This window comes from Streptomyces sp. WAC04114, assembly GCF_019733245.1.
Lineage (GTDB): Bacteria > Actinomycetota > Actinomycetes > Streptomycetales > Streptomycetaceae > Streptomyces > Streptomyces massasporeus_A.
The window spans coordinates 1-22,097 of the sequence record NZ_JAIGQA010000101.1 but is presented as its reverse complement, the minus strand read 5'-3'; the positions used below and the strand labels follow the sequence as shown (position 1 = coordinate 22,097).

Below are 22,097 nucleotides of genomic sequence, written 5' to 3'. Positions count from 1 at the left end.
TTGCAGGCGGCTACGACATCCGGGTCAGGCAGTCACGGCACCCGGCAGGGCCCGGGCCTCGCAGTGCGGGGCCGTGTGCATCGGCATCTCGGTGAGGCCCGGGTAGTAGACGTGCAGGCTCACCGCCGGCTCCAGCGCGTCGTTGACGACTTCGTGCACGTACCCCGGCGCGAACACGCGCTGCGCGCCGGCCCGCAACGCGCGCGTGCCCCGCTCCGTGCGCTCGGTCAGCGTGCCGTCCAGGACGGTCAGCACACCGGAGGAGCGGCCGTGGTCGTGCAGTCCGCTGCCCTGGCCGGGCACCCAGGACAGCAGCCACACCTCGTAGCCGGGACCGGTGCGCAGCCGGTGGTACCAGCGGCTGGCCGCGTCGTAGCGGACGAGGTGCTCCCACTGGGAGCGGTCCTCGGCGATCGAGCGGGCCAGTCCGACGAACTCGGCGACGGTGGCCGGGTGCTCGCGTGGGGTCTGCAGGAGGTGGGTGACTTCGAGGATGTCACCGGCGATCTGGAGGTCGCTGTCGCTGTTCATGGGGTGCGTGGTTCCTCAGTGAAAGAAGGTCAGAGGGAACGAAGCCGAGATGCGGGTGGCCCGGCCTTCAGCTGGAGCGGGTGTGGCTCAACAGCTGGAACAGCAACAGCTACAGCGAGCGCGGGCAGCACCGTGGGACCCGGCGGTGCGGGTCGAGGTGAGCGCCAAGTTCGCGAGCATGCCCACAAGGACACCGGTTCACACCTTCACTGTCAACTCGACACCCGGTATGTGGGATGTGGTTCACCTCATCCGGTCGATCGCTCAGATGAAAGGTTTGTTCATGGCCCGTCCGGGACACATGGCGTCCACCGGGCGCACAAACCCCGTTGCGTACTCGTGATCCGACTGTGATCCGTTTCGCTTCGGCGTGCGTGTCGGAACGAGATCGAACTCCTGGGCGTCCTTCTCCGTACAGGTCTGCGAGGGGTCCGTCGGAAGGTGTGAACCCGCAGGGGCTCCGTCGGTGTGTCAGGTTTTATGGTGATTTGAACACTTTCCGCATGGGCTTGGTTCCGCAGAGTGAATAAGGGGCTCAATAGCAGATCTCGGCTTGACTCGCCCGGAGCAGCACACTTGTAATTTCACTCGTGTCGTTCAGCCGGAATCGGTAACGGCTAGATCACGGGGACGCGAAGACAGACGAGGGGCGCACATGACCGAGACGGTGCAGCAACTGCTGGTCGACGATGCGGACGAGGAACTCGGCTGGCAGGAGCGCGCGCTGTGCGCCCAGACCGACCCCGAGTCCTTCTTCCCCGAGAAGGGCGGCTCGACCAGGGAGGCCAAGAAGGTCTGCCTCGCCTGTGAGGTCCGCTCCGAGTGCCTCGAGTACGCCCTCGCCAACGACGAGCGATTCGGCATCTGGGGCGGCCTGTCCGAGCGGGAGCGCCGTCGGCTGAAGAAGGCCGCCGTCTGACCCCCACCCCTCTTCGTGAACGGCCCGTCGCCCGTGGGTTATCCACAGGCGGCGGGCCGTCTTCCGTGCAGCCGATAGTGTGGTCGCTCGTCCGAGACGCCCCGCCGCCCCCACCGGGCGCAGGCGTCCACCGCAGTCCACCGAACCGGGGCCCGTACCTCGATGTCCGTGCACAGCCACCCGGCAGCTCATCACGACACCGCTGCCACACCTGAGTTCCCGCGTCATGTGGTGACCGCGGTCCTCGTCTCCCACGACGGCGCCCGCTGGCTGCCCGACGCGCTCGCCGGACTGCTCGGCCAGGAGCGGCCCGTCCAGTTCGCGATGGGGGCCGACACCGGCAGCGCGGACACCTCCGCCCAGCTGGTCACCGACGCCCTCGGCGCCGACCGCGTGCTGCACCTCGCCCGCCGCACCGGCTTCGGCCAGGCCGTCGAGGAGTGCGGCCGCGTCGCCCCGGTCCTCACCCCGGACGAGCTGCCGTACCTGAAGCGCCCCAGCGGCTGGGACCCGGTCACCCGCTCGTGGCGCGACGACGCCTACGACCTGCCCGAGCTGCCGCACGGCGAGCCGGTGCAATGGCTGTGGCTGCTGCACGACGACTGCGCCCCGGATCCCGACGCCCTGGCCCAGCTGCTGCGGGTCGTGGACAACGAGTACGAGCTGGGCCGCGAGGACGTGGCCGTCGTGGGCCCCAAGCTCCGCGGCTGGTACGACCGGCGGCAGCTGCTGGAGGTCGGCGTCTCCATCGCCAACTCCGGCCGCCGCTGGACGGGCCTCGACCGCCGCGAACAGGACCAGGGCCAGCACGACCACGTCCGGCCCGTGCTGTCCGTGTCCACCGCCGGCATGCTCGTCCGCCGCGACGTCTTCGAGCAGCTCGGCGGATTCGACCGCCACCTGCCCCTCATGCGCGACGACGTCGACCTGTGCTGGCGCGCCCACGCCGCCGGCTACCGCGTCCTGGTCGCCCCCGAGGCGGTCGTCCGGCACGCCGAGGCGTCCAGCCGCGAGCGCCGCACGGTCGACTGCATGGGCCGTACGGCGGCCTCCCCGCACAAGGTCGACAAGGCCGGCGCCGTCTACACCCTGCTCGTCAACTCGCGTACGGCCGTGCTCCCCTGGGTGATGCTGCGGATCGTGCTCGGCACGCTGCTGCGCACCGTGGCCTACCTCGTCGGCAAGGTTCCCGGGCAGGCCGTCGACGAGATCCGGGGCCTGATGGGCACCCTGCTCCGGCCCGAGCGGATCCTCGCCGGTCGTCGCGGCAGAGGCGCACCCCAGATCGACAAGGGCGAGATGCGGGCGCTGTTCCCGCCGCCCGGTGCGACCGTCCGCGTCACCGTCGAGCAGGTCGCGAGCAGCCTCGTCGGCCGTTCCGACCCGGAGGCCGCGGCCGGCGCCGGACGGCACGGCAGCGCCGTCGAGTCGGGCCCCGGCGGCGACGACGCCGACTTCCTGGAGATCGAGCAGTTCGCCCGGCTCAAGCGCATCGCGCGCAAGCCCGGCCCGGTCCTCTTCCTGGTGCTGCTGCTCGTCTCCCTGGTCGCCTGCCGCCAGCTCCTCGGCGGCGGCGCGCTCGCGGGCGGCGCCCTGCTGCCCGCCCCCGCCGACTCGAGCGAGCTGTGGTCGCGCTATCTGGACGCCTGGCACCCGGTCGGCGCCGGCGGCACCTCGTCCGCGCCGCCGTACGTCGCGCTCGTGGCGATGCTGGCGTCCCTGCTGTTCGGCTCGACCGGCCTGGCCGTCACGGTCCTGCTCGTCTGCTCGGTGCCGCTGGCCGGCGTCGCCGCCTACTTCGCCTCCCGCCCGCTCGTCGAGTCCCGGCTGCTGCGCGCCTGGGCGGCCGTCGTCTACGCCTTCCTGCCCGCCGCCACCGGCGCCCTCGCCGGCGGCCGCATCGGCACCGCCGTCCTGGCCGTGCTGCTGCCGCTCATCGCCCGCGCGGGCATCGCGGCCGGCGGCCTGACGAACTCCTCCGGAGCCCGCGGCAGCTGGCGAGCCACCTGGGCCTACGCGCTGCTGCTCACCATCACCACCGCCTTCACGCCGATCGTCTGGCCCATCGCGCTGCTCCTCGGCGTCGGACTGCTGGTGCTGCGCCGGAGCGACATCACGGCCTACGGGCTGCGGTTCCTCGCCCAGCTCGGCACCCCCCTGTTGCTCCTCGCGCCCTGGTCGCTCACGCTGCTCCCGTTCGGCTTCCTCAAGGAAGCGGGCCTCGCGTACGACCCCTCGGCGGCCTCACCCGTCGACCTCCTCGGCGCCAGCCCGGGCGGCCCCGGCACCGTCAGCGGCCTCATGCTCATCGGCATCGTGCTCGCCGCCCTCGCCGCCCTGGTCCGTTCGGAGCGCCAGTCGGGCATCTGGACGGCCTGGGCGGTCGCCCTGACCGGCTTCGTCTTCGCGGTCCTGTCCAACAACTCCACCTGGGCCGGCCCGGCGACCCTCGTCTACGGCATCGCGCTCCTCGCGGCCGCCGCGCTCGGCGCCGACGGGGCACGCGCGCGCGTGGCCGAGCAGAGCTTCGGCTGGCGCCAGCCGGTCGCCGTGCTGATCGCCTTCGCCTCCGCCGCCGGTCCGCTGCTCATCGCCGCCGGCTGGATGATCCGCGGCGCCGACGGCCCCCTGGAGCGGCGCGACCCGACCCAGGTCCCCGCGTTCGTCGCCGAGGAGAGCGGCACCCGCGACCAGGCCCGCACCCTCGTCCTCGACAGCGACTCCGGCGCCCGCGTCGGCTACATGCTGGTCCGCGGTTCCGGCGCCCGCCTCGGCGACGGCGAGATCGCCGCGGCCGACGGCGAGAACGGCAGGCTCGACAAGGTCGTCGCCAACCTGGTAGCGGGCTCCGGTGCCGACCAGGCCGACCAGCTCGGCGGCTTCGCCGTGCGCTACGTCCTCGTCCACCAGGGCGCGCCCCGCGAGGTCACCCGCGTTCTGGACGCCACACCCGGCCTGACCCGGCTCAGCCAGCAGGCGGGCGGCGCGCTGTGGCGCGTCAACCGTGAGGTCGCGCGCGCCATGATCGTCCCCGCCTCCGGCACCCCGAAGCCCGTCGCCGCCGGACCCGTCGACATCCACACCACGATCCCGACCGGCGCCGGCGGACGCGTGCTGCGCCTCGCCGACACCGCCTCCGACGGCTGGTCCGCCACGCTCGACGGCAAGCCGCTGACCCGCACCACGGTCGACGGCTGGGCCCAGGGCTTCGAACTCCCCGCCACCGGCGGCCGGCTGGACGTCACCTACGACGACCCGATCGGCCACACGGCCTGGCTGTGGGCCCAGGGCCTCCTCGCCGTCGTCCTGGTCGTGCTCGCCCTGCCCGGCCGGCGCCGCGACATCGACGACGACCTCCCCGATGAGCCGGCCGTTCCGGCTCAGGCCGTCGCCGGCGAGGGCCGCCGCGCCCGCCGCCTGCGCGCCCAGGCGGAGGCCGAGGCCGAGGAGAGCGCGGACCCCGAGGAGTTCCCGCCCCCGCAGCCGGAGCAGCCGCCGGCGGCGGTGCCCCAGCAGCAGAACCACGGGGTGGGGGTCCCCCCGGGCGAGGATGTTCGAGCCTGGGGGAGGGACAACGCCGGCTACCAGCCCGGCGAGTACGCGGGCTACGGCGACCAGTACCAGAACACCCCGTACCCGGCGGACGCCTACGGGCAGCAGTACCAGGCGGACCCCTACCAGGGCGGCCAGTACGACCCGTACGCGTACGGGGGGCAGGGGCAGGGGCAGAACCCGCCGTACGACCAGCAGGGCTACGACCAGTCCTACCAGCAGGGCTACGGCACGCCGTACGACCCGGCGCAGCAGCACCACCCCCACGGCACGGGCAGTGAGCGTCCCGACGGGAGCCAGCAGTGAACCGCACCACCCTGTCCCTGATCGCCGGCACGACCGCGCTCGCCGCCGTCACCGGCTTCGCCGCGCTGTCCGCCCCGGACGCCCCGGGCACGGACACCGCCGCCAAGGCGGCCGCCCAACTGCCCGTGGAGCGTACGAGCCTGCTGTGCCCGGCGCCCAGTACGTCCGACCTCGCCGAGACGTCCTACACCTCCTTCACGCCCGTCACGAAGGGCACCGGGAGCGGCGGCAAGGCCGAACTCCGGGAGGCGGACGAGGAGTCGGCCGACGCCCCGGCCGACGGCGAGGACAAGGGCACGGGCAAGGACGGCGGGAAGTCGGGCGATAACAAGCCCGTCAAGCCCGTGCTGACTCCCAAGGAGCCCGGCAAGCCGGTCACCGGCGACAGCTCCGGCGGCGACGCACCCGCCCGCGTCGGCACCGCGGACGGCAGGTTCGCGCCCGGCTGGACCGTCCAGGAGACGACCGAGGTCGCCGCGGGGACCGGACGCGGCCTGCAGGGCGTCAACTGCACGGCTCCGGACACGGACTTCTGGTTCCCCGGCGCCAGCACGGACGCCGACCGCACCGACTACGTCCACCTGACGAACCCCGACGACTCGGCCGCCGTGGTCGACATCGAGCTCTACGGCAAGGACGGCGCCCTGAAGTCCGAGGTGGGGGAGGGCATCACGATCCCGCCGCACTCCAGTGAGCCGGTCCTGCTGTCCACCCTCACCGGCGAGCGGCAGACCAACCTCACGGTGCACGTCAACGTCCGCAGCGGACGCGTCGGCGCCGCCGTGCAGGCCTTGGACGACAGGCTCGGCGGCGACTGGCTGGCCGCGTCCACGGACCCGTCGGGCAGCCTGGTCCTGCCCGGCATCCCCAAGGACGCCACCTCCGTACGCCTGGTCGCCCTCACCCCGGGCGACGCCGACGCGGACCTGAAGGTGCGCCTCGCCTCCCCCTCCGGGCCGATCACCCCGGCCGGGCACGAGACGGTGCACGTCAAGGGCGGCATGACCACCGCCGTCGACCTGGGCGACGTCACCCGCGGCGAAGCGGGCTCCCTGGTGCTGACCCCCACGGACCGGTCCGTGCCGGTCGTGGCGGCCCTGCGGGTCGTACGCGGCAAGGGCGACAAGCAGGAGACGGCGTTCATCCCGGCGACCCGCCCCGTCGGCACGCGCGCGACGTCCGCCGACAACAGCGGCAAGGGCAGCACCCTGTCCCTGACGGCCCCCGGCGCCGCCGCCACGGTCAAGGTCACGGCCTCGGCCGGCAGCGAGGGCGGCACTCCGGTGTCGAAGACGTACACGATCAAGGCCGGCACGACCCAGGACATCGAGCCCCCGGTCCCCGGCGGCCTGAAGGGCACCTACGCGCTCACGGTCGAGCCGGTCTCCGGCGGCCCGGTCTACGGGGCCCGCACCCTGACGGCGAGCGAGGACGGCGTCCCCGCCTTCACCGTGCAGACACTGCCGGACGACCGGGGGACGGTGGCGGTGCCGGAGGCGGACGAGGACCTGTCGGTTCTCCAGAAGTAGCTTCGCCGGGCCGGAGGACACCTCCGGCCCGGCGAACCCCGCCGTACCGCCTAGCCCTGGTCCTCGCCGTACCGCGGATCCACCGTCTCCGGCGTCAGCCCGAGCAGCTCGGCGACCTGCTCCACGACGACCTCGTGCACCAGTGCCGCCCGCTCGTCGCGCCCCTTGGTGCGGATCTCGACGGGCCGCCGGTAGACGACCACGCGCGCGGGTCGGCCCTCGCGCGCGCTGATCGTGCCGCCGAGCGGAACGGCCTCGTCGTTCCACGCCTGGCCGGGCCCGTCCAGCCGCGGCACCTCCAGGACCAGGAAATCGATGTCGGCGAGCTGCGGCCACCGCCGCTCCAGGCGCTCCACGGAGTCCTGCACCAGATCGGCGAACGCCTCCGCGCGGCTCGCGGCGAGCGGCACCTGCGGCGGTGCGATCGGGCCGCGCATGCCCCGTCCGTGGCGATCACGACGGCGGGGCCCGGGGGCGGCGGCACGGGGCGTTACGGGCTTGTCCATCACTGGTGAAGCGTAGTCCCCGCCGCGCCCCCGTGCCCGGCACCGCACTGCGGCACGGACGGCTTCCGGCCGCGCCACGCGCCATGTCGTTACATGACCATTCAAGCCAAGGTTGGGCTCAAATCCGTATCCCGACGAGACCGGTGACCTCATGGCAATTGAGGGTTTTATGACGACTGTTGACCGCTTGACGGACCGTTCGACACCTCGGACGGTGATGTCCTGCCAGGTCAGAAAGGTGCGCTCAAAAGAGTGTGTGGGGTGCTTCACAGCACGACACGGGGGAGTGACCTGGTGGAGAGTCGTCGCGGCCCGCTCAAGAGTGCGGTACCGTCCAACGTCGTGAGCCCTGTACGTCGCTGTTCGCGCACCGCTTGCGGCCGTCCCGCCGTCGCGACGCTGACGTACGTCTACGCCGACTCGACCGCGGTCCTCGGCCCGCTCGCCACCTACGCCGAACCCCACTGCTACGACCTGTGCGCCGAGCACTCCGAGCGCCTCACCGCCCCGCGCGGCTGGGAGGTCGTCCGGCTTCTCGACGGCTCCGCCCCGGCCCGCCCCAGCGGCGACGACCTGGAAGCGCTTGCGAACGCCGTGCGCGAGGCGGCCCGCCCTCAGGAGCGGGCGGCCGAGGCGGGCGGCGGGGGCCGTGGGGCCGACCCGCGGGAAGTCGCGCGGCGCGGGCATCTGCGCGTCCTGCGTTCGCCCGACAACTGACCGGTCCCCTCGGTTTCTCCACGCGCGCATCCAATGACGCGAGCTTGGCGCGGACATGACCATTCCGTTGGCCCGGCTGCGCGGGTCGGTGATGCCGGCCTCGAACTCCGGGAAGTACGACAACGCCCTCTTAGGCGCCCTCCAGGTGACCGCCGCCCGCGAGTCCGGACTCTCGCCCGAGCTGCTGGCCGCCGCCAACAGCTCCGGCGGCGTCCTCGGCAAGATGATCTCCCCGCAGAACCTCACCATCGCGTGCGCGGCCGTCGGACTCGCGGGCCGCGAGGGCGACCTGCTGCGCAAGGTGCCGCCCTGGAGCCTGGGCCTGCTGCGGGTGATGTGCCTGATCGTGGTCGGCCAGAGCAGGCCGGTCCTGGGCTGGACGTTGCCCTGACCTGAGGTTACGGCTGGGGGTCTTCCGGCGTCCGCCCGGCGCGTTGTCGGTGGGCGAGGGTAGTTTGGGCGGACCGACAGTACTTTTTCAGGAAGGTTGGCCGTGGCTGCTGATCTGTCGCAGGTCGTGAAGGCGTACGACGTACGCGGGGTCGTCCCCGACCAGTGGGACGAGCCCCTGGCCGAGCTCTTCGGGGCGGCCTTCGTGCGGGTCACCGGCGCGAGCGCCATCACGACCGGGCACGACATGCGGCCCTCCTCACCGGGCCTGTCGCGTGCCTTCGCGCGCGGGGCGGCAGCCCTGGGCGCCGACGTGACGGAGATCGGCCTCTGCTCGACGGACCAGCTGTACTACGCCTCGGGCGCGCTGAACCTCCCGGGCGCCATGTTCACGGCCTCCCACAACCCGGCGCAGTACAACGGCATCAAGATGTGCCGCTCGGGTGCCGCCCCGGTCGGCCAGGACACCGGCCTGACGGAGATCCGTGAACTGGTGGAGGGCTGGAGCGAGTCGGGCGCCCCGGAGCCGGCCGCGAAGGCGGGCACCATCACCGGCCGCGACACGCTGTCGGACTACGCGGCCCACCTGCGCTCCCTGGTCGACCTGACCGCCATCCGCCCCCTGAAGGTCGTCGTCGACGCCGGCAACGGCATGGGCGGGCACACCGTCCCCGAGGTCTTCGCCGGCCTGCCCCTGACCCTGGTGCCGATGTACTTCGAGCTGGACGGCACCTTCCCCAACCACGAGGCCAACCCCCTCGACCCCGCCAACCTCGTCGACCTGCAGAAGCGGGTCCGCGAGGAGGGCGCCGACCTGGGCCTCGCCTTCGACGGCGACGCCGACCGCTGCTTCGTCGTCGACGAGCGCGGCGAGCCGGTCTCCCCGTCGGCGATCACCGCCCTGGTCGCCTCCCGCGAGCTGGCCCGGCACGGCGGCAAGGGCACGATCATCCACAACCTGATCACCTCCTGGTCGGTCCCCGAGGTGGTCGAGGAGAACGGCGGCAGCCCGGTCCGCACCCGCGTCGGCCACTCCTTCATCAAGGCCGAGATGGCCCGCACCGGCGCGATCTTCGGCGGCGAGCACTCCGCGCACTACTACTTCCGCGACTTCTGGAACGCCGACACGGGCATGCTGGCCGCCCTCCACGTCCTCGCGGCCCTCGGCGGCCAGGACGGACCCCTCTCCTCGCTCGTCGCCCAGTACGACCGCTACGCCGGCTCCGGGGAGATCAACTCCACGGTCGCCGACCAGCAGGCCAGCCTCACCGCGATCCGCACCGCGTACGGGGCCCGCGAGGGCATCACCCTGGACGAGCTCGACGGCCTCACGGTCTCCGCCGCAGACTGGTGGTTCAACGTCCGCCCGTCCAACACCGAGCCGCTGCTCCGCCTGAACGCGGAGGCGCGCGACGCCGAGACGATGGCCCGGGTGCGCGACGAGGTGCTGGGGATCATCAGGGGCTGAGGCCCCGCCCCCACCGGCGGTAATCTGACCAGGCACGACCCCAAGCGCCCGCACCTCGAAGGAACCCCTATGCCCCTCGAATCCGGCCTCCTCGAGATCCTCGCCTGCCCGGCCTGTCACGCCTCCCTCACGGAGCAGGACAGCGAACTGATCTGCACCGACACCAGCTGCGGCCTGGCCTACCCCGTCCGCGACGGCATCCCCGTCCTGCTCGTCGACGAGGCCCGCCGCCCCGCGTGACCGGCCGGGGCGCACCCACCCCCGTGACACCCCGGTGCACATAGCCCCCGGCACAGCGGGCACGATCCAGGACACCTCACAACAGACCCCGGCGATGGGAAGCTGCCGCCCATGCTCGACGAATCGCTGCTCGACTCCCCGGAGGGCCTCGCCGAGGCCGACCACCGCGGACTGCTCCGCGGCGCCGCAGAAGCAGGCGCCCGTGTCCGAACCGCGGCCCGCCACGCCGCCGAGGCGGGCGTGGGCGACCTCAAGCCGGACGGCCGCCCCCGCGCGGTCCTCATCGCCGGCCCCGGTGCCGCCGCCACCCACGCCGCCGACCTCATCGGCACGCTCGCCGGCGCCGGCAGCCCGGTCACCCGGCTCGCCCCCACCGGCGTCGCCCCGGCCGCGGGCGCCCTGCGCTGGGAACTGCCCGGCTGGGTCGGCTCCGTGGACCTCCTGCTGATCACCACCCCGGACGGCACCGAACCCGGCCTGTCCCTGCTCGCCGAGCAGGCCTACCGCCGGGGCTGCACCGTCGTGGCCGTGGCTCCCGCCCACACCCCCCTCGCCGAGGCCCTCGCCGGTGTGCACGGCCTGTTCGTCCCCATGGCGACCGCGCCGTACGACCAGGACGAGCCCCTCGCCGCATCCGCCCCCGGTGTCCTGTGGGCCCTGCTCACCCCGCTGCTCGCGCTCCTGGACCGCACGGGCGTGCTCGCCGCCCCGCCGGACGCCCTCGGCAAGGTCGCCGACCGCCTCGACCTCGTCGCCGAACGCTGCGGCCCGGCCATCGCCACGTACAGCAACGCCGCCAAGACCCTGGCCGCCGAACTCTCCGACGCGCTCCCCGTCGTCTGGACCGAGGGCATCTCGGCGGGCCCGGCCGGCCGCCGCTTCGCCGCGGCCCTCGCCGAGCTGTCCGGCACCCCCGCGGTCGTCGCCGAACTCCCCGAGGCCCTCGCCGCCCACAGCGCGCTGCTCGCCGGCCCGCTGGCCGCCAGCGCCGACCCCGACGACTTCTTCCGCGACCGCGTCGAGGAACCACCCGCCCTGCACGCGCGCGTGGTCCTGCTCCGCGACCGCCCCATCGGCGGCCTCACCGCCGCCCCCGGCGCCCGCGAACTCGCCCTCAGCCACGACACACCGATCAGCGAGCTCGAACCGGAGGCCGGCGGCGAACTGGAGACCCTCGCGGAACTGATCGCCATCACGGATTTCGCCGCGGTTTACCTGGCGCTCGCTTCGAGGGCCTGATCTTGCCAGGGACAGCCTGACGCGCCCGCGCCCCGCACACCCAGAGAGAACGCCATGGACCGCCTCGACAACACCGTCCGCCCCTACGCCTGGGGTTCCCCGACCGCCATCCCGCAGCTGCTCGGCGTCGAGCCGACCGGCCGGCCGCAGGCGGAGATGTGGATGGGCGCACACCCGGGCGCACCCTCGCGCACCGACCGGGGCACGCTCGTCGAGGTCGTCGACGCCGACCCCGAGAAGGAACTCGGACCCGCCGCCGTCGCCAGGTTCGGCCCCCGGCTGCCCTTCCTCCTCAAGATCCTCGCCGCCGGCGCCCCGCTCTCCCTCCAGGTCCACCCCGACCTCGCGCAGGCCAAGGAGGGCTACGCGGACGAGGAGCGGCGCGGCATCCCCGTGGACGCCCCGCACCGCAACTACAAGGACGCCAACCACAAGCCCGAACTGATCTGCGCCCTCACCGAGTTCGACGGCCTGTGCGGCTTCCGCGACCCGCTTCAGGCCGCGGCCCTCCTCGACGACCTCGGCGTCGACTCCCTCAAGCCCTACGTCGACCTGCTGCACGCCCACCCCGAGGACGCCGCCCTGCGCGAAGTCCTCACGGCTATCCTCACCGCCGACCCCGACGAGATGTCCCGCACCGTCACGGAAGCGGCCGCCGCCTGCGACCGCCTCGGCGGCGCCTACGCCCCCTACGCCGACATCGCCCACCACTACCCGGGCGACCCCGGCGTCATCGCCGCGATGCTGCTCAACCACGTCCGGCTCCAGCCCGGTGAGGCCCTCTACCTGGGCGCCGGCGTGCCACACGCCTACCTCGACGGCCTCGGCGTCGAGATCATGGCCAACTCCGACAACGTCCTGCGCTGCGGCCTGACCCCCAAGCACGTCGACGTCCCCGAACTCCTGCGCATCGTCCGCTTCCTCCCCAGCGACCCCGGCGTCCTGCGCCCCGAGGCCTCCCCGGACGGCGAGGAGGTCTACGAGACCCCCACCGACGAGTTCCGCCTCTCCCGCTACGTCCTCCCCGAGGCGGGCGCCGCCCACGACCTCACCCGCCCGACCCCGCAGATCCTGCTCTGCACGGCCGGCACCGTCCGGGCCGGCGAACACGACCTGACCCCCGGCGAGTCCGTCTTCGTCCCGGCCGGCGAAAAGGCCGAAGTGTCCGGAACGGGAACGCTTTTCCGGGCCACCGTCGTCGCCTGACCGTTTGGACGGCCCTGTGCCGGTGACCTGACTCACCGCTGCGGCGGCGGGCTGCAACAATGGCCCACCGTCAAGCACGGGCAAAGCCACGGGCGCGCCTCAAGGCGGGCGCCCGGGCCCTGGAACGGCGTACGAAGGGACAACGCGGACATATGAGCGCGTCAGGCGGAACCAAGGCGATCGTGGCGGCACTGGCCGCCAACCTCGCCATCGCGGTAGCGAAGTTCGTGGCGTTCCTCTTCAGCGGCTCGTCATCGATGCTCGCCGAGTCCGTGCACTCCGTCGCCGACTCCGGCAACCAGGCACTGCTCCTGGTCGGCGGCAAGAAGGCGAAGCGCGAGGCCACCCCGCAACACCCCTTCGGCTACGGCCGCGAGCGCTACATCTACGCCTTCCTGGTCTCCATCGTCCTCTTCTCGGTCGGTGGCATGTTCGCCCTCTACGAGGGCTACGAGAAGATCAAGCACCCCCACGAGCTGACGCACTGGTACTGGCCCGTCGGCGTCCTGGTCTTCGCGATCATCGCCGAGAGCTTCTCCTTCCGGACGGCCATCAAGGAGTCCAACCCCCTGCGCGGCGGCCGCTCCTGGAAGGACTTCGTCCGCCACGCGAAGGCCCCCGAGCTCCCCGTCGTCCTCCTGGAGGACCTCGGCGCCCTCGTCGGCCTCATCCTCGCGCTCGGCGGCGTCGGCCTCGCCCTCCTCACCGGCGAGAGCGTCTGGGACGGCATCGGCACCCTCTGCATCGGCATCCTGCTCATCCTGATCGCCCTGGTCCTGGCCGCCGAGACCAAGTCCCTGCTGCTGGGCGAGTCCGCCGGCCTCGAGGAGACCCGGAAGATCGAGGCCGCCGTCGTCGACGGCGACACCGTCACCCGCGTCATCCACATGCGCACCCTCCACCTCGGCCCCGAGGAACTCCTCGTCGCCGCCAAGATCGCCGTCCGGCACGACGACACGGCCACCGAGATCGCCGCCGCCATCGACGCCGCCGAGGCCCGCATCCGCGACGCCGTCCCGATCGCCCGCGTGATCTACCTCGAACCGGACATCTACAGCGAGCGGGAAGCCGCCAAGGGCCCCGACCCCGAGGCCACGCCCGGGGGACCGACGCCGAGCGACGCCGAACACTGACGTCTGTCACAAACACCGCACGAACGCCCCTGGGGCCCGCCGAACCACATCGGCGGGCCCCAGGGGCTTGTACGGGGGCTTCGGCTGCGTCCGGGTTCACAGGCCCCTGTCCCCGAGGCCAGGCTCCTCAGCCCTGCACGCCCCACGGCGTCGGGGCCACCGCCACGCTCCGCGCCCGCCGCCGCACGACCACGGCGGCGATCCCCAGCCCCACCCCGGTCGGCACCGCCAGGGCACCGAGCACCATCGCCGACCCGAGCACCACCGGCACGGTGTAGTCATCGATCACGCGTCCCCGGATCACCGACTCCGGCAATGTCCCGCCCCGGTCGTCGAGGAAGGCCCGCGCGTCACGGGCGTTCGCGCGATGGTCGCCCAGCATGAAGAGCCGGCCCTCCGGGACCCGCACGTCGTAGGCGGGAGTGACGAACCCACGGCTGGCCTCCGGGTTCTCCAGATACGGCTCCCGGAGCGGCTTTCCGTTCACGGCGATACGCGTGTCCGCACCCGTCCCCCCGCAGCACGTCACGTGATCGCCGCCCACACCGATGACCCTTGCCATCACCAACTGGTCGAAGCCGTACCGGTCCGGCGCCGAGAACACCACGACGTCCCCGCGCCGTACGTCGCTCCCGCCGATCCGCTCGAAGACGACCCGGTCGCCCGGTCCGTGCGTCGGCTTCATGCTCTCGCCCGGCACGACCGAGCCGCCGAAACCCTGGCGCGCACCGACGAAACCACCGAGCCCCGACAGCAGCCCCACCAGCCCCACCACGACGGCTGCGATCCCCAGTCCCCGCCCCTTGCCGGACATGTGTTCCTCCCCATGCGGTCCCTCCGCGGGCGCAGAGCCTAACGGCTTCCCGCAAGGGGCCCGGCCGGGGTCCGCTCCCGATGCCGGATGCGGACCCCGCCGCCCGCTATCCGACCTCGCGCAGCACTCCGAGCAGGGTGTCCGCGTCCGACGCGGCCAGCAGCCGCTCCCGGAACCCGACGTCCATCAGCTTCCTGGACAGCACCGCCAGGATCCGCAGATGCTCGTCACCCGCGGCCGCCTCCGGCACGGCGATCATGAACACCAGCCTCGCCTTCGTACCGTCCGGCGATCCCCACTCGACGCCCTCCGCGGACCGCGCGAAACCGACCACCGGCTCCGTCACCGCGTCCGTCTTGGCGTGCGGTATCGCGATGTCGTCGCCGAGCCCGGTCGTACCCTGCGCCTCCCGGCGCAGCGCACACGCCACCAGTTCCTCCACGTCCGCGACCCTGCCGGTACGAGCCAGCAGCTCCCCCATCTCCCGGATCGCGGACTCCTTGTCACCGGCACCGAGTGCGACCCGCACGGTCTGCCGGGTGAGATAGCCGGAGAGCACCTCGCCCACACCGGCTTCCCCGGCGGGAGCGCGACCCGCGCTCCCGGGAGCCACCGCCTCCTCGGAAGACACGGACGCGCCGACCGGCTCCGCCGCGCGTACGGTCCGCTCCGCCACGACATCGCCGCTGCCCGGCGCTCCGGCTCCCACGCCGACCAGGGCCGGCTCGGGCCCGACCGGGGCGCCGACTCCGCCGAGTGCCTCCCCGCGCCGCCTGCGCTCACTCAGGTCGACCAGGGCGACCGTGACCAGTGCGGTGACAACCGAACCGATCGCCACGGCCACGAGGAACATCGGCACCCCGCTCACCGCACCCAGCACGGCCACGATCGGCCCGCCGTGCGGCACCGCGTCCTCGACCCCGGCGGCCCCGGCGATCGCACCGGCGACCGCGCCACCCAGCATGTTGGCGGGGATGACCTGCGTGGGGCGCGCCGCCGCGAACGGGATCGCACCCTCGGAGATGCCGAAGCACCCCATGAACAGTGCGGCGAACCCGGTCTCCCGCTCCTGCTCGGTGTACAGCCGCTTCCGTATCAGCGTGGCCAGGCCCTGCCCGAGCGGCATGACCGGGATCGCGGCCGCGCACATGCCCATGACCGTCTGGTTGCCGGTCGCGATGAGGCCGGCCCCGAACAGGAACGCCGTCTTGTTGACCGGCCCGCCCATGTCGAACGCGATCATGAGCCCGAGAATCGCGCCGAGCAGGATCGCGCTGGTGCCGGTCATCCCGCTGAGCCAGTCCGTCAGGTGCTCGAACACCCAGGAGATCGGCTTGCCGATGACGTAGATGAAGAACAGCCCCAGGGCCGTCGTCGCCACGATCGGGATCACGATGATCGGCATGATCGGCTGCGCGAACTTCGGGACCTTGACCTTCTTGATCCACGCCACCAGATACCCGGCGAGGAACCCGGTCACGATCGCCCCGATGAAGCCGGCGCCCGCCTTGGAGTCGTACAGCTCACCGGTATTGGCGATCCAGCCGCCGATCATGCCGGGCACGAGAGCGGGCCGGTCCCCGATCGCGTACGCGATGTAGCCGGACAGGATCGGCACCATCAGCGTGAAGCCGATGACACCGATGTTGTTCACATCCATCCAGAAGGAGTCCTTCGGAATGACCAGACCACCCGAGGGGTCGGCGTGCCCGCCGATCGAGAGCGAGATCGCGATCAGCAGCCCCCCGACCACGACGAACGGGATCATGTAACTGACCCCGTTCATCAGCGCCTTGTATCCGACGCTCCGCTCCCTGCCGCCACCGGCCGCGGAGGCCGTGCGGGCGCCCCCTCCCGTGTGCACGGGCGCAGACAGCACCCGCTCGATCAGCTGCTCGGGGTGTCGAATGCCCTCGTCGACCCCGACCGTCAGGACCCGCTTGCCGGCGAAGCGGCTCAGGTCCACGTCCTTGTCCGCGGCGACGATGACGCCGTCGGCATTCTTGACATCGTTGTCATCGAGGACGTTTTCGGCCCCGATGGATCCTTGCGTCTCCACCTTCATGTCGATGCCGCGACTCTCGGCAGCCAGGGCGAGCTTTTCGGCCGCCATGTACGTATGGGCGATGCCGGTCGGGCAGGCGGTGACCGCGAGCAGCTTCAACCGCTGCTGCTCGCCATCGCCGCTGCCCGTGGGGGGAGGGCCGACCGGACTGGTCACGTCGATCTCCTAACGCCTTTGTCATGCGGAATCGGCGTCCCGGACGCCCCGCAGGATCGATCAGCTGTTCAGAACTCCCGGGCATCCTGCACCACCTCGCTCCAGACGCAAAGGCCAGAAGATCCCTGCTCATCCCGCTTCGACACCTCCTGCCGCCGCCTTCGTTGGTGTCCTGTTATCGCTTCCGCCCCTCGACCACAAACCCCACCGACCCCCGCGCCCGCCGCACTCCCGCAGAGGCCGGTGCCCCGCGGGCAACACCGCCTCCATGGCCAGATCCGTTCGGAGGCGGACTGGGGGCGGCCCGGCCTTGCGGTGTAGCTTGGGACGGAGCCAGACGTCGCTGCTGATGGCGGTCGGGCGGTCCCACCGCGGACCGGCCGAGGGAGAGAGGGCCTCCGACGGACTGCGCTGCGCGCACGCGGGCATGCCTGTGTCCTCTTTCGGGCACCCCTGTGTCCGCCGCCGCGCAGACCAGCCGTATCCACCTCGCCCCAACCCCGAGGAGCAGCTCGCAATGACGACTGTCGACAACCGACAGGACTTCAAGGTCGCCGACCTCTCCCTGGCCGCCTTCGGCCGCAAGGAGATCACCCTCGCCGAGCACGAGATGCCGGGCCTGATGGCGATCCGCAAGGAGTACGCCGAGGCCCAGCCCCTGGCCGGCGCCCGTGTCACCGGCTCCCTGCACATGACCGTGCAGACCGCCGTGCTCATCGAGACCCTCGTCGCCCTCGGCGCCCAGGTCCGCTGGGCCTCCTGCAACATCTTCTCCACCCAGGACCACGCGGCCGCCGCCATCGCCGTCGGCCCGAACGGCACCGTGGACAACCCCCAGGGCGTCCCGGTCTTCGCCTGGAAGGGCGAGACCCTGGACGAGTACTGGTGGTGCACCGAGCAGGCGCTGACCTGGCCGGACAGCCCCACCGGCGGCCCCAACATGATCCTGGACGACGGCGGCGACGCCACCCTCCTCGTCCACAAGGGCGTCGAGTACGAGAAGGACGGCAAGGTCCCCTCGCCCGACACCGCCGAGTCCGACGAGCACCGCGTCATCCTCGAGCTGCTGACCCGCACCCTGGGCGAGAACCCCCAGAAGTGGACCCAGCTCTCCTCGGAGATCCGCGGCGTCACCGAGGAGACCACGACCGGCGTCCACCGTCTGTACGAGATGCAGCGCGACGGCGTCCTCCTCTTCCCGGCGATCAACGTCAACGACGCCGTCACCAAGTCGAAGTTCGACAACAAGTACGGCTGCCGCCACTCGCTCATCGACGGCATCAACCGCGCCACCGACGTCCTCATCGGCGGCAAGACCGCGGTCGTCTTCGGCTACGGCGACGTCGGCAAGGGCTGCGCGGAGTCCCTGCGCGGACAGGGCGCTCGCGTGATCGTCACCGAGATCGACCCGATCTGCGCCCTCCAGGCCGCGATGGACGGCTACCAGGTCGCGACCCTCGAAGACGTCGTCGAGACGGCCGACATCTTCATCACCACGACCGGCAACAAGGACATCATCATGGCCTCGGACATGGCCAAGATGAAGCACCAGGCCATCGTCGGAAACATCGGCCACTTCGACAACGAGATCGACATGGCCGGCCTCGCCAAGATCCCCGGCATCGTCAAGGACGAGGTCAAGCCGCAGGTCCACACCTGGACCTTCCCCGACGGCAAGGTGATCATCGTCCTGTCCGAGGGCCGCCTGCTGAACCTGGGCAACGCCACCGGCCACCCGTCGTTCGTGATGTCCAACTCCTTCGCGGACCAGACCCTGGCCCAGATCGAGCTGTTCACCAAGCCCGATGAGTACCCGACCGGCGTCTACGTGCTCCCCAAGCACCTCGACGAGAAGGTCGCCCGCCTCCACCTCGACGCGCTCGGCGTGAAGCTGACGACGCTGCGCCCCGAGCAGGCCGAGTACATCGGCGTGCAGGTCGAGGGCCCGTTCAAGCCGGACCACTACCGCTACTGAGCCGAGCAGCACCGCTGCCGCGTTCGCAACCGGTCGGATTTCCGAGGCAGGCCCCCGCACCCCCGTGCCGGGGGCCTGCCCCGTTCGACGGACCGGCCAGGACCGGCCCAGCCCGTCAAGACCCAGGACCCCCATGCCCCGCGGCCGCTATTCGCTCCACGATCCGCACGATCACACCCCCCTCGCAGAAGAACACTTCCAGTGCGCCCCCGGCCCCTCCGGCTGGCGCTACGTCTCCCAGCTGACCACCCCCGCAGGCGATCACCACGGCTCCGTCGACCTCACCCTCGACGAACTGGGCCGCCCCATCCGCCTCGAACTCCACGCCGCCGCCTGGCAGGTCCGCGGCGCCGCCCTCGACGGAGTCACCTGGGTCCGAACCGACCCCACCGGGACCGACGCCACCGAAGGCAATGTGCGCGCCCACGCCTTCACCGGCACCTCCCCGGCGTTCCTCGTCGCCACCGCCCGACTCCTGCGCCTCACCCCCTCCGCAGCCGCCACCCGCGTACGCCTCGTCGCCTTCACGGACCCGGTCCTCGCCCCCCGCACCGTGGACCAGTCCTGGGCCTTGGTGAAGAGCGAAGCACACGCCACTGACAACGCCCCCCTGGCCGTGGACGAATACCAGGTCACAGCGTTGGACACGGGCGAGCAGCACACCGTGCACATCGCCGGGGACGTGGTGCTCGCGGGCCCGGGCATCGAGCTCGAAGACCTGGAATCACCGCCGTCGCTGTTCCCCTGAGCAGACAGCCGTGCAGGGATGGCAGGCCCCGGGCTCCACTAGGCCGGAGGCACGAATCCGGTGCCGGGCCGTCGGCCCGCCGATCCCGCCGGTGACTCCGCGGGCTGTTCCACAGCGGTCGGCTCGGAGACCACCTCAGGCGCACCGACCGGCGGCTCGTAGACAGCGGGAGTTCCGCCACGAGCCTCGGGCGAGGCGGCAGGACCATGCGTCGCCGGAACGGCGGCAGGCGTGGCCGCCCGGGCCGCATCGCCTCCGAAGGCCCGCCGGGCCTCCCGCGCCTGCCGTTCCTGCACCACGGCCGCCAGATACGCCGCCGGCGGCACGCCGTGCGGCACCGGAGCCCCCGTACGCTCCGCCAGATCCGAGGCCAGCCGCTCCGCCATCGACGAGCCCACCTGCGGATCCAGCTGCTGCATGCGCGTCAGGTACTGTCGGACGGCCAGCCACAACCCGTCGGGTACAGCCGACAGATCGAGCCCCGAGAACCGCCCCGCCAGCCACGGCGGAGGAGGCGGCACGAAACCGGTCCGCGTGACCGGAATCCGCTCCCGCACGACGAGCGTGCCCGCGAACACATCCCCCAGCCGCCGCCCACGCGCCGACACGAACGAGGCGATGCAGGCGACGATCCCGAACGTCATGAGGATCTCGATCACCGCGATCAAGCCCCTCACCAGCGCGTGCCGGAAGCGGATCGGCCCCCCGTCGTCCCGCACGACACGCAGGCCGCACGCCATCTTCCCGAGCGACCGCCCGTGGCTGAGCGTCTCCACCGCGATCGGCCCGCCCACCAGCACGAGAACGAACGTCGCGATCGACAGCGCCGTCTGAGCCGCCTCGTCGAGCGAGGCCGTGGAGGTGACCAGCACGATGGTCACCGCGACATAGACCGCCATCGCCGCCACCAGATCGAGCAGCACGGCCAGCGCCCTGCTGGGCAGCCTCGCGGGGCGCAGCTCCAACGCCACAGCCTCGCCCGTCACCAGCTCACTCACGCCCGCCGTCCTTCCCCTGCCCTGCCCCCGACAGGGCCAGTCTGCCAAGCTGAGGGCGCATCGCGCCGCAGTACGACAAGCTGATCCACGACGAGCCTCCGACGACCCAGCCGAGGAGCAGGCACACCGATGGACCTCGACGTCTTCGTCTCCGCCCACCGAGCGGAGTGGGACCGCCTCGAAGCCCTCCTCCGCCGCCAGCGCCGCCTCAACGGCGCCGAGGCGGACGAACTCGTCACCCTCTACCAGCGCACGGCGACGCACCTCTCCCTGATCCAGTCCAGCGCCCCGGACCCGCAGCTGACCGGACGGCTGAGCCAACTCGTGGCACGCGCGCGCAGTGCCGTGACAGGCACCCGACGCGCCTCCTGGCGGGACGTCACCCGCTTCCTGACCCAGGGGTTCCCGGCGGCCGTGTACAAGGCACGCCACTGGTGGGGGCCCACAGCGCTCCTGTCGACGGCCGTCGCCGCCCTCCTCGGCTGGTGGATCGGCACGCACCCCGAAGTCCAGGCCTCCATCGCGGCCCCCAGCGAACTCCGAGAGCTCACCCGCCCCGGCGGCCAGTACGAGACGTACTACTCCAGCCACCCGGCCGCCAGCTTCGCCGCCCAGGTCTGGACGAACAACGCCTGGGCCGCCGCCCTGTGCCTGATCCTGGGGGTGTTCCTCGGGCTGCCGGTCCTCTGGATCCTCTTCCAGAACATGCTCAACCTCGGTGTCGGCATCGGCCTGATGTCCTCGGCCGGACGCCTCGACACCTTCCTGGGCCTGGTCCTCCCGCACGGCCTCCTCGAACTGACCGCTGTCTTCGTCGCAGCCGGCACCGGCCTGCGCCTGGGCTGGACGGTCATCGACCCGGGCCCCCGGACGCGCCGTACGGCTCTCGCGGAAGAGGGCCGGGCCGCCATTGGCATGGCCATCGGTCTCGCGCTCGTCCTCTTCGTCTCCGGCGCCATCGAAGGCTTCGTCACCCCGTCCGGCCTCCCCACCTGGGCCCGCATCACCATCGGGATCGCCGCCGAAGTCGCCTTCCTCGTCTACGTCTACGTCCTGGGTGGCCGTGCGGCCCGCGCCGGGGAGACAGGTGACGTAGAGGCGGCGGAACGCAGCGCGAGCGTCCCCACCGCCGCCTGATCGTCCCGCCGACCGGCGGATGTGCGACCACCTCCGTTCAACTGCTAGTCTCCTCTTCGCCCCACAGGAGCCGTTGACACGGCGCGTGCGGGGAGGTAGATTCGAACAGTTGCCTGGAGATGGGCTCTAGTCCCAGACCGGCCACAGTGAACATCTATCTGCTTCTTGAAACGCTGATTTCATTGAAGCCACTCCCGATAAATCGGAAATGAGCGGCCGGTCAGTCCGGCCCGAAACTTCTGATAAAGTCGGAACCGCCGGAAAGGGAAACGCGAAAGCGGGAACCTGGAAAGCACCGAGGAAATCGGATCGGAAAGATCTGATAGAGTCGGAAACGCAAGACCGAAGGGAAGCCCGGAGGAAAGCCCGAGAGGGTGAGTACAAAGGAAGCGACCGTTCCTTGAGAACTCAACAGCGTGCCAAAAGTCAACGCCAGATATGTTGATACCCCGTCCATCGGATCACCGA

At 71.8% G+C, this 22,097-nt stretch carries 18 protein-coding genes and 1 pseudogene; 13 read left to right on the top strand and 6 right to left on the bottom strand.

Annotated elements, in window-relative coordinates; translation table 11 throughout:
• Positions 1 to 24 precede the first annotated feature (24 nt).
• Entirely contained in the window at positions 25 to 531 is a 507-nt protein-coding gene (locus K4G64_RS23985; RefSeq protein WP_221758082.1) for a cysteine dioxygenase family protein, read from the bottom strand.
• 655 nt (positions 532 to 1,186) lie between these two features.
• On the opposite strand from K4G64_RS23985, the gene K4G64_RS23980 reads away from it, so the two are divergent.
• The 3 genes from K4G64_RS23980 (at position 1,187) to K4G64_RS23970 (ending at position 6,837) form a co-directional block, all read left to right on the top strand.
• Positions 1,187 to 1,450 (top strand): WhiB family transcriptional regulator, encoded by a 264-nt coding sequence (locus K4G64_RS23980; protein ID WP_010034659.1) that lies wholly within the window; start codon positions 1,187 to 1,189, stop codon positions 1,448 to 1,450.
• A gap of 162 nt (positions 1,451 to 1,612) precedes the next feature.
• Positions 1,613 to 5,308: a glycosyltransferase family 2 protein gene (locus K4G64_RS23975; RefSeq protein ID WP_221758081.1), complete on the top strand. Its 3,696-nt coding sequence runs from the start codon at positions 1,613 to 1,615 to the stop codon at positions 5,306 to 5,308.
• The gene (locus K4G64_RS23970; RefSeq protein WP_221758080.1) at positions 5,305 to 6,837 is read left to right on the top strand and encodes a DUF5719 family protein; all 1,533 of its coding nucleotides are present in this window, start codon (positions 5,305 to 5,307) and stop codon (positions 6,835 to 6,837) included. Before K4G64_RS23975 ends, K4G64_RS23970 begins: the two co-directional genes overlap by 4 nt.
• Positions 6,838 to 6,887: 50 nt before the next feature.
• On the opposite strand, the gene K4G64_RS23965 is transcribed toward K4G64_RS23970, so the two are convergent.
• Entirely contained in the window at positions 6,888 to 7,343 is a 456-nt protein-coding gene (locus K4G64_RS23965) for a metallopeptidase family protein (protein ID WP_078885356.1), read from the bottom strand.
• Positions 7,344 to 7,637: 294 nt separating this feature from the next.
• Here K4G64_RS23965 and K4G64_RS23960 point away from each other — a divergent pair, with 294 nt between their 5' ends.
• The 7 genes and pseudogenes from K4G64_RS23960 to K4G64_RS23930 all read left to right on the top strand — a co-directional run bounded on the left by K4G64_RS23960 (position 7,638) and on the right by K4G64_RS23930 (position 13,736).
• Positions 7,638 to 8,060 (top strand): DUF3499 domain-containing protein, encoded by a 423-nt coding sequence (locus tag K4G64_RS23960; RefSeq protein WP_031110158.1) that lies wholly within the window; start codon positions 7,638 to 7,640, stop codon positions 8,058 to 8,060.
• A gap of 115 nt (positions 8,061 to 8,175) precedes the next feature.
• Positions 8,176 to 8,451 (top strand): annotated as a pseudogene (locus K4G64_RS23955) (L-lactate permease); the annotation flags it as partial.
• Positions 8,452 to 8,553: 102 nt separating this feature from the next.
• The gene (locus K4G64_RS23950) at positions 8,554 to 9,918 is read left to right on the top strand and encodes a phosphomannomutase/phosphoglucomutase (RefSeq protein ID WP_221758079.1); all 1,365 of its coding nucleotides are present in this window, start codon (positions 8,554 to 8,556) and stop codon (positions 9,916 to 9,918) included.
• Positions 9,919 to 9,987: 69 nt separating this feature from the next.
• Complete coding sequence (locus K4G64_RS23945; RefSeq protein WP_221758078.1) at positions 9,988 to 10,158, top strand: Trm112 family protein; 171 nt, start codon at positions 9,988 to 9,990, stop codon at positions 10,156 to 10,158.
• A 111-nt stretch (positions 10,159 to 10,269) separates the two neighbouring features.
• The gene (locus tag K4G64_RS23940; RefSeq protein ID WP_221758077.1) at positions 10,270 to 11,397 is read left to right on the top strand and encodes an SIS domain-containing protein; all 1,128 of its coding nucleotides are present in this window, start codon (positions 10,270 to 10,272) and stop codon (positions 11,395 to 11,397) included.
• Positions 11,398 to 11,451: 54 nt separating this feature from the next.
• Positions 11,452 to 12,603, top strand: a complete 1,152-nt coding sequence (gene manA / locus K4G64_RS23935; protein WP_221758076.1) for a mannose-6-phosphate isomerase, class I — start codon at positions 11,452 to 11,454, stop codon at positions 12,601 to 12,603.
• A gap of 152 nt (positions 12,604 to 12,755) precedes the next feature.
• Complete coding sequence (locus K4G64_RS23930) at positions 12,756 to 13,736, top strand: cation diffusion facilitator family transporter (protein ID WP_221758075.1); 981 nt, start codon at positions 12,756 to 12,758, stop codon at positions 13,734 to 13,736.
• Positions 13,737 to 13,863: 127 nt separating this feature from the next.
• Here the strand turns inward: K4G64_RS23930 and lepB are convergent, their stop codons facing one another.
• Both lepB and K4G64_RS23920 read right to left on the bottom strand, forming a co-directional pair.
• Positions 13,864 to 14,550, bottom strand: coding sequence for a signal peptidase I (lepB, locus tag K4G64_RS23925; protein ID WP_221758074.1), 687 nt, complete (start codon positions 14,548 to 14,550; stop codon positions 13,864 to 13,866).
• Between the two features lie 106 nt (positions 14,551 to 14,656).
• Complete coding sequence (locus K4G64_RS23920) at positions 14,657 to 16,771, bottom strand: fructose-specific PTS transporter subunit EIIC (protein WP_221758073.1); 2,115 nt, start codon at positions 16,769 to 16,771, stop codon at positions 14,657 to 14,659.
• Positions 16,772 to 17,288: 517 nt separating this feature from the next.
• On the opposite strand from K4G64_RS23920, the gene ahcY reads away from it, so the two are divergent.
• Complete coding sequence (gene ahcY / locus K4G64_RS23915; protein ID WP_221758072.1) at positions 17,289 to 18,746, top strand: adenosylhomocysteinase; 1,458 nt, start codon at positions 17,289 to 17,291, stop codon at positions 18,744 to 18,746.
• 133 nt (positions 18,747 to 18,879) lie between these two features.
• On the top strand, positions 18,880 to 19,494 hold the full coding sequence (locus tag K4G64_RS23910) for a hypothetical protein (protein WP_221758071.1): 615 nt from the start codon (positions 18,880 to 18,882) through the stop codon (positions 19,492 to 19,494).
• A gap of 38 nt (positions 19,495 to 19,532) precedes the next feature.
• Here the strand turns inward: K4G64_RS23910 and K4G64_RS23905 are convergent, their stop codons facing one another.
• Positions 19,533 to 20,492, bottom strand: a complete 960-nt coding sequence (locus K4G64_RS23905) for an RDD family protein (RefSeq protein WP_221758070.1) — start codon at positions 20,490 to 20,492, stop codon at positions 19,533 to 19,535.
• A gap of 129 nt (positions 20,493 to 20,621) precedes the next feature.
• On the opposite strand from K4G64_RS23905, the gene K4G64_RS23900 reads away from it, so the two are divergent.
• Positions 20,622 to 21,629 (top strand): stage II sporulation protein M, encoded by a 1,008-nt coding sequence (locus K4G64_RS23900; protein ID WP_221758069.1) that lies wholly within the window; start codon positions 20,622 to 20,624, stop codon positions 21,627 to 21,629.
• Positions 21,630 to 21,849: 220 nt separating this feature from the next.
• On the opposite strand, the gene K4G64_RS23895 is transcribed toward K4G64_RS23900, so the two are convergent.
• On the bottom strand, positions 21,850 to 22,097 hold a 248-nt coding region (locus K4G64_RS23895; RefSeq protein WP_221758068.1), incomplete at its 5' end, for a hypothetical protein.